The organism is Fundidesulfovibrio putealis DSM 16056 (genome assembly GCF_000429325.1).
GTDB classification, from domain to species: domain Bacteria; phylum Desulfobacterota; class Desulfovibrionia; order Desulfovibrionales; family Desulfovibrionaceae; genus Fundidesulfovibrio; species Fundidesulfovibrio putealis.
In genome coordinates this window covers 755,721-763,054 of record NZ_KE386885.1, presented here as the reverse complement: position 1 = coordinate 763,054, position 7,334 = coordinate 755,721, and the positions used below count along the sequence as shown (strand labels likewise).

Genomic DNA, 7,334 nt, shown 5'->3' with positions numbered 1-7,334 from the left:
TCTTATTCACCCGACTCGCTATTTAATTGTCAAAGACCTTGTTCCGCGCCTTTCGTGCGGCGGAGGAGTTAACTACTCCCGCCCCGCGGCGCCGTCAACGATTATTTTCACTCTCGCCGACTTTTCTTCCCGCTGCCGTCGCGGCCCTCAGGGCCTCTTCGTCAGCGGAGGAGCTTTCTACTTCCAGGCGGCTCCCGTGTCAACAACTTCTTTCGAAGTCCGTCAACTTTTCCCGCCGTCGAAGCAACGCTTCGTCAGCGGGAGGGGACTTCTACGTGCGCGCCCCGTTTCCGTCAACAACTTTTTTCATCGTCGCTGACTTTTCGTCCCCGCCGCATCGCAGCGCGAACACCCGGAGCACCCACCAGAGTGCCGCCTCGTCTCCAAGATCAGTTGTAAAAGAGCTTTCCGTCCCCGCCCGCAGCAACTCGCGTCCCCGCAGGCAGAAGGGGGCTTTTAGAGACATGACGGGCAAAGGTCAACGACTATTTCCAAAAACCGACTACTTTTCTTCGGATCCCGCCTTCTCTCCCTTGCGCATCCCAGCGCTGGCGCGGCCTGGCGGACAGTGCCGGATGTTGCTCCAGGCCTCGGGCGGATGGGCCAGCCTTGCCGGATCAGGGATGTACACGCTCCCCTTGCCCCGAAGCTCCAGCATGCCTTCCCGCGACAGGCTGTTCATGAGCGAGGACATGGTCTGGCGCGTGGTCCCGAGCACTGCAGCCAGTTGCTCCGTGGTCAGGTTCCACTCCAGCAGCACGCCGCCTTCAGGCATTTCACGCCCCCGCCCGGCCTCCTCGGCCAGCATCTCCAGGAGGCGTTTGCCCACCTTCTTGAAGGCCAGGCTGTCGATGATGGTCAGCGCCCGGCCCAGAAGCGACCCGAGCACCCGGATCATGGTGGTGTACAGGCCCGGAAACTCCTCCATGCGGCGGCGGAACACGTCCGAGGGGGCCACCAGGAGCTCCACGTCCTCCACGGCCTGCACGAAGGCCCGGGTGTGCGTGCTGTACACGTCCCCCGGACCCAGCACCGCCAGGCAGAACTCTTTGTCCTCATAGGACAGATACACGCGCACCCGCCCGCTCTTCACGATGAAGACCAGGTCCTCCTCGGACAGCGGCTCGAAGACCACTGCCTTGCGCGTGTACCGGCGCAGCCGGAGGACGTCGCGCAGCGGCTTGTAGCGGGGCTTGTCCAGTTCTTCCAGCAGATCGACGGATGAAACCTTCATGGAGCCCTTCCGGGTTGTTGTTGCGCGGCTGTGCCGGCTCAGGGTGAGAGCGCGTCCAGGATGGCACCGCACGCGAACGCGATCCCCGGAGCCTCATCCAGGCCCAGCACCGAGCCGTCCGCGAGCTGGCGCTCGCACAACCCCGCAAGCGGGGGGATCACGGCGGCCAGCAAAGGCAGGCCCGGCAGGTCCGGAAGCTCGGGACGCACGGCACAGCGGTTCAGGGCCAGGACCCGGCGCGAAAGACCCAGGCCTTCGGCCAGCCTGCCAACCTCGGCAGCGGTGCGCAGCGAGCGCAGGCTCGGCTCCGAAACCACCACCAGCCCGTCCACGTGCTCCACGGTGCCGCGCCCCAGGTGTTCCACGCCAGCCTCCAGGTCCACCAGAACGACCTCCCGGCAGCCTAGAACCATATGCGAGAGCACGGCCTTGAGCAAGGCGTTGGCCGCGCAGGCGCACCCTCCTCGCGCCGCGTCCACCGCGCCCATCACCAGCAGGCGGCGCTCGCCGTACCCCGGCGGGCGCGGCAGGCGCACGCTGAGCTCCCCCGGCAGGTCGTCCACCAGGGGAGTCAGCGACATGAGCCCGGACCCGATGCGGCTGCGCACAAGATCCTCCCGCGCGGCCAGCGCCTGGGGGACGTCCTCGGGAGCGAGCCCGCAGGCCGCCCCCAGGGACAAGGACGTGTCCGCGTCCACCAGCCAGACGTCATACCCACGGCTGGCCAGATGGTCGCCCAGCCAGGCGGTGAGCGAGGTCTTTCCGACCCCGCCCTTGCCTGCAACCGCCAGCTTCAGGCCCGCGTGCGACCTCACGCGGTAAGCCCCGTCTCCACGCTCCCGGAGGCTGGGGGCACCGCTTCGAACAGATCTTCCGCCGGGGACGGCTCGGGCTCGTAAAGCCCCAGGCCGATGCGCCTGGAGGCGATGTGCGCGTCCAGGAGTTCGGCGGCCTTGAACGGGTCTGATTCGACAACGAAGCAGGCCCCGAACAGGTCGGTCATGCCCTTGGTGGCAAGCTCCGTGACCACCGTGCTGCCCAGAATGTTGGGGGGCAGGCCCAGGTGGGTCTGGATGCCGCTGGCCACGGCGTACAGGCCGATGGCGGCGGCCTTTTCCGCGTACCACTCCGGCGCGCTGGCCACCACGGGCAGCTGGGAGATGTCCACGCCCAGGGCGTTGGCCACCAGGGCCGCCAGCTGCAGGATGCGCGAGTTGTCCACGCAGCTGCCCACATGCAGCACCGGCGGGATGTTAAGTGCCCGACAGACCTTGGAAAGGCCCGGCCCGGCCATGTCCGCCGCGTCCGGCATCAAAAGGCCCGCCTTGCCCATGGCCACGGTGGCGCAGCCGGTGACCACCACCAGCACGTCGCGCTTGATGAGTTCCCTGGCCAGGTTCACGTGCACGTGGTCGTGCTTGAGCTTGGGGTTGTTGCAGCCGACGATGCCCGCCAGACCGCGCACCGCGCCGGATTTCACGGCGTCAAGCAGGGGGTCCAGGGTGCCGCCCAGGGCCTCGAGTATGGCCTCGTTGGAGAAGCCGGTCATGATCTCCACGGGTTCCACCGGGATGTGCACGCGGGTCTGGTCGCGCCGGGTGAAGGCTTCAACGGCCATCCCCACCACGTCCATGGCCTGCTTTTTGGCCGTGGACGGATGGAAGGGCACGTGCAGGCCGCCGGGGAATTTGGCCTTGTCCGAGGTGCTCACGAACTGGGTGTGGTAGCAGGCGGCCACGGTGGTCAGGCTCGGCATGATGCACTGGTAGTCCGCCACCACCATTTCCACGGCCCCGGTGACCAGGGACAGCTCGGTCATGAGGTGGTTTCCGGCCATGGGCACTCCCTGGCGCATGAGCAACTCGTTGCCCGTGCAGCACAGCCCAGCCACGTTGATTCCGGTCGCTCCGGCCTCGCGGGCCTTTGCCAGCATCTCCGGCGAGCGCGCCGCCGCCAGGATCATCTCGGACACAACCGGGCTGTGGCCGTGCACCAGGATGTTCACCTGATCGGCCTTGAGCACCCCCAGGTTGGCCGTGGAACGCACAGGTTTGGGAGTGCCGAACAGGATGTCCGAGAGTTCGGTGCCGATCATGGAGCCGCCCCAGCCATCAGCCAGGGCGGTGCGTGCCGCGTGCAGGCAGATGGAGGCCGGGTCGCAGTCCACGCCCATGTGGGTGCGGTGGAGCATCTCCACGGGTTCGCGGTCGATGCCGCGCGGGGTGACGCCCAGGGCGTGCCAAAGGTCCAGCCGGGCCTTGGGGGCGCGCACGCAGAAGGACAGGGCCTCGCGCCGGAAGCCGTAGTCGCTGTACAGGCGGTCGGCCAGCTTCGCGGCCACGGCGGGAGCATCCAGGCCGTCCGTCTCCAGGCCCAGCTCGCCGCAGATGCGCCGAAGCTTGGCTTCGTCTCGCACCTCATAGTCCGGGGCGGTGCCCGCGCCCACCTCGGCCAGCACTTCCAGCAGGTCGCGCCCGTGGTCGGAGTGCGAGGCCGCGCCAGCCGCGATGAAGCGCCCGAAGTTGCGGGCCACGGTGAGGTCCGCGTCCGCGCCGCAAACGCCGTCCTTTTTCTTCGCGCCCTCGGCCACGATACGGCACGGCCCCATGACGCACTTCTGGCAGGTCAGGCCCTGTTCGCAGAAGGTGCAGTGGTTCTTCTGTTTCTCCAGCCTGTCCCAGGCGGTCTCCACGCCGTCGGCGGCGGCCTTTTCCAGCATGATCCTGGCGTCGTCCCATTCCGACAGCTGAGCGATCTCACGTTTGGCTTCCCTGGCCATGCGTCCCCCCGATTTCGTAGGTTGCGCCCCAAAGGGCGATGACCATCCCCTCCTAGCCGGGCGGAAGGATCGTGTCTGTCGGCATGCCGACAGCAAAGGGAGGGTATTTTCGGACAGCCTGTGCTCACGAGAGGCCTGCCTTGTTATTCCTGGGCAAAAGGATAATGATTCCGCCGTGTGAATCGTTCGGAGACGCATGCAGATGAAAGACGTACCCCTCATTCTTGTGGTCGATGACGAAAGCGTGAACCTCACTATCCTTTCCTGGATACTGGACGAAGCCGGATTCGGCGTCCTGACCGCAGGGAGCGGTCCCGAAGCCCGCGAGCTTGCCATCAGGCGTCAACCGGATCTTATCCTGCTGGACATCCTCATGCCCGGAGAGGACGGCTACAGCGTGTGCCGCAGCCTGAAGCAGGCCTCCGCCACGCAAGACACGCCTGTCATTATCATTTCCGGGCTGTCGGGAAACGCTGAAAAAGCCCGCGCCATGGCGCTGGGCGCGGCGGATTTCATCATGAAGCCCTTTTCCCGTCAGGAAATCCTGGAGCGGGTCCGCCTGCACCTCCCTCCACATTCAACTCCGGCGCTCTAGCCGTTTATTGCCCCCATTGTTGTCCTTTTGCGGAGCACGGTGTAAACGGGACCAGACGGGATATCAGATTGACGTGTGCAACCGGCGTCGGCGTGGGCCCTGGCGAAACTCACCTTGACCATCCTGAAGGGAATCCATGAAGTCCGACGAAGACACCCCCACCGGTTTCATCGGAAACGCCCTGCGCCTAGAAATGGAGGGCGAGCTTGACCACCACGCCCTGGCCGAATTCAAGCCCACCCTGCTGGCCGTACTGGAGGCCGACCGGAACGCGACCCTTGACGTAAGCCGCGCCTGGGGCGTCGGCGCGGCCTTCGCCCAGTTCGTGTGCGCGGCGCACCGCTCCTTCGCGGCCCAAGGCAGAAGCCTGCGGATCACGGGACTTGCGCCGGATGCGGCCCAAAGCCTTGAAACCCTCGGCTTCGGCAGCGAGACAGCCGGGAGATTCGGCTTCGACGCCTTCCCCGCGCAGCCCGGAACACCCCGCCCATGACCGCCCCCTTTCACAACGCCGACCTCTTCCAGGAAGAGCTGCGCGAACTGCTGGCCGAGCTGGACGCGGCGCTCCTGGACCTGGACGCCGATACGGGCGCAGCCCCGGACCCCGAGGCGCTGAACCGGATTTTCCGCGCGCTGCACACCATCAAGGGCGCGTGCGACATGGCGGGCTTCCACGACGCCATGGCCCTGCTCCACGAGGTGGAGTCCTTGTGGGATAAGGCGCGTACAGGCCACGCGCACGTGGCCGGACCGCTCGTGGACGTGACCTTCGCCGTGAAGGACTGGCTGGAGCCGCTGGCGGACACGGCCCAGGAGCCCGGGCCGGACGAAGCACTGCTGGCGGCCATGCGCGCCCTGGCCGACCGGGACGAACCGGCAACGGACTCCCCTGTCCGGGCCGGGGCAGGGCCAGACACTCCGCCAGACACCCCGGAAAATGAGCAGCCCAGCGGCCCCATGAAGAGCCTGCGGATTCTTTTCGCCCCCACCGACCCCGGCCATCTGGCAAAAATGGACCCTGCCGAGCTGTTGGCCGGGCTTCGCCAGCTGGGGCAGGCCCGGATCGCCCTGGACCTTGGCGGCGTGCCCGCCCTGGAAGACCTGGACCCGTCCGACTGCCATCTGCGATGGGAAATACTGCTGGAGACCCGCCACGGCCCGGACGAGGTGCGCGACGTGTTCCTTTTTCTGGACAACCCCGCCGACGCAGTGGTGGAGGAGCTTGGCCCGTCCTCGGACCGGGCCGCTGCCGGCACTGGCGTGCAGGCTTCAGCTGACGCCCCGGCCGCGCACGAACGCGCTGAGGACGAAACCAACGACCAGGCCGCCCGGGAGACCCCTGAAGCAGCTCCCGCCGAATCACAGTCTGAACCCCCGTCCCCGGAACCGCCGCAGGAGGACTTGGCGGCGCCTGAACCGGGCCGGGTCGAATCCGCCCCCCTGCCCTCGCCGAGAGCTCCCCAGTCCGGACAGGCCGCCCCCGCCTCGACTGATCCCACAGGGGCCGCTACGCGCCAGGACAGGCCCAAAGCCACGGAACCGGGCCAAAGCCTGCGGGTGGAGGCCGCCAAGCTGGACAATCTGGTGAACCTTGTGGGCGAGCTGGTGATCGCCCAGGCCCGTCTGACGCAGATCGCCTCGGAGCTTGCCCACGGCGGCCTCGCAGAAGTTTCCGAAGAGGTCGAGCGCCTTGTCGGGGAATTGCGCGACAACACCCTGAGCATCCGCATGCTGCCCATCGGCACCACGTTCAGCCGGTTCAGGAGGCTGGTGCGCGACCTCTCCTCCGAGCTCGGCAAACAGATCGAGCTGATGGCCGAGGGCGGCGAAACCGAGCTGGACAAGACGGTCATCGAGCAGTTGGGCGACCCCCTGGTGCACCTGCTGCGAAACTCCATCGACCACGGCATCGAGCTCCCCCAGGAGCGCATGGCGGCAGGCAAGCCCCCTCGCGGCGCAATCCGCCTGAGCGCCAGACAGGCCGGAGGTTCGGTGCTCATCCGCATCGAGGACGACGGGCGCGGCCTGGACCCGGAGCGCATCCGGACCAAGGCTGCGCAACGCGGGCTCATCGCGCCGGAGTGCAGCCTGACTGACCAGGACACCTATCAACTCATCTTCTCGCCCGGCTTTTCCACGGCAGAGACCGTCACCAGCGTATCAGGCCGGGGCGTAGGCATGGACGTGGTCAAGCGGGCCATCCAGAATCTGCGCGGCGCAATCGAGATAGACAGCCAGCCTGGGCGTGGAACGGCCATCACCATCTCCCTGCCGCTCACCCTGGCCATCATCGACGGCCTGCTGGTCCGCGCCGCCGGAGAGTTCTACATCATTCCCCTGTCCATGGTGGAGGAATGCGTGGAACTCTGCGCGAACAACGGCCTTCCCGGCCATGGAGGATGCAGAAACCGCACCCTGAACGTGCGGGGCGAGATAATCCCTTACATCCGGCTGCGCGAAACCTTCCATCTGGCCGGCGAGCCTCCCAAGCTGGAGCAGGTGGTCATCACCTGCCACGACGGCGGGCGCACCGGCCTGGCGGTGGACGAAGTGATCGGCCAGCAGCAGACCGTCATCAAGGGGTTGGGGCGGTTCATCGGGCGTGTGGAAGGTTTTTCAGGAGCCACCATCAACGGGGACGGCTCCATGGCCCTGATCCTCGACGTTTCGCAACTGGTGGCCAGCGTCCAACGCCAATGCGACACAACATGCACCCTGTGAGTCCT

At 66.7% G+C, this 7,334-nt stretch carries 7 protein-coding genes; 4 read left to right on the top strand and 3 right to left on the bottom strand.

What is annotated here, in order from left to right:
• Positions 1-319: hypothetical protein (locus tag G453_RS28640; protein ID WP_205620087.1), on the top strand; the 319-nt coding region annotated here is incomplete at its 5' end.
• Positions 320-502: 183 nt separating this feature from the next.
• Here the strand turns inward: G453_RS28640 and G453_RS25545 are convergent.
• The 3 genes from G453_RS25545 to cooS are packed head-to-tail and all read right to left on the bottom strand — an operon-like array spanning position 503 to position 4,013.
• The gene (locus G453_RS25545; RefSeq protein WP_051272679.1) at positions 503-1,234 is read right to left on the bottom strand and encodes a Crp/Fnr family transcriptional regulator; all 732 of its coding nucleotides are present in this window, start codon (positions 1,232-1,234) and stop codon (positions 503-505) included.
• Between the two features lie 38 nt (positions 1,235-1,272).
• Positions 1,273-2,031, bottom strand: a complete 759-nt coding sequence (locus G453_RS0120165) for an ATP-binding protein (RefSeq protein WP_027192482.1) — start codon at positions 2,029-2,031, stop codon at positions 1,273-1,275.
• A gap of 14 nt (positions 2,032-2,045) precedes the next feature.
• Complete coding sequence (gene cooS / locus G453_RS25540) at positions 2,046-4,013, bottom strand: anaerobic carbon-monoxide dehydrogenase catalytic subunit (protein WP_084502611.1); 1,968 nt, start codon at positions 4,011-4,013, stop codon at positions 2,046-2,048.
• A 202-nt stretch (positions 4,014-4,215) separates the two neighbouring features.
• Here cooS and G453_RS0120155 point away from each other — a divergent pair, with 202 nt between their 5' ends.
• The 3 genes from G453_RS0120155 (at position 4,216) to G453_RS0120145 (ending at position 7,329) form a co-directional block, all read left to right on the top strand.
• Positions 4,216-4,608, top strand: a complete 393-nt coding sequence (locus G453_RS0120155; protein ID WP_169725377.1) for a response regulator — start codon at positions 4,216-4,218, stop codon at positions 4,606-4,608.
• 136 nt (positions 4,609-4,744) lie between these two features.
• Positions 4,745-5,101 (top strand): STAS domain-containing protein, encoded by a 357-nt coding sequence (locus G453_RS0120150; RefSeq protein ID WP_027192480.1) that lies wholly within the window; start codon positions 4,745-4,747, stop codon positions 5,099-5,101.
• Positions 5,098-7,329 carry a chemotaxis protein CheA gene (locus G453_RS0120145; RefSeq protein ID WP_027192479.1) on the top strand — a complete coding sequence of 744 codons (2,232 nt, stop codon included), beginning with the start codon at positions 5,098-5,100 and terminating at the stop codon, positions 7,327-7,329. Before G453_RS0120150 ends, G453_RS0120145 begins: the two co-directional genes overlap by 4 nt.
• The last annotated feature ends 5 nt before the right edge of the window (positions 7,330-7,334 follow it).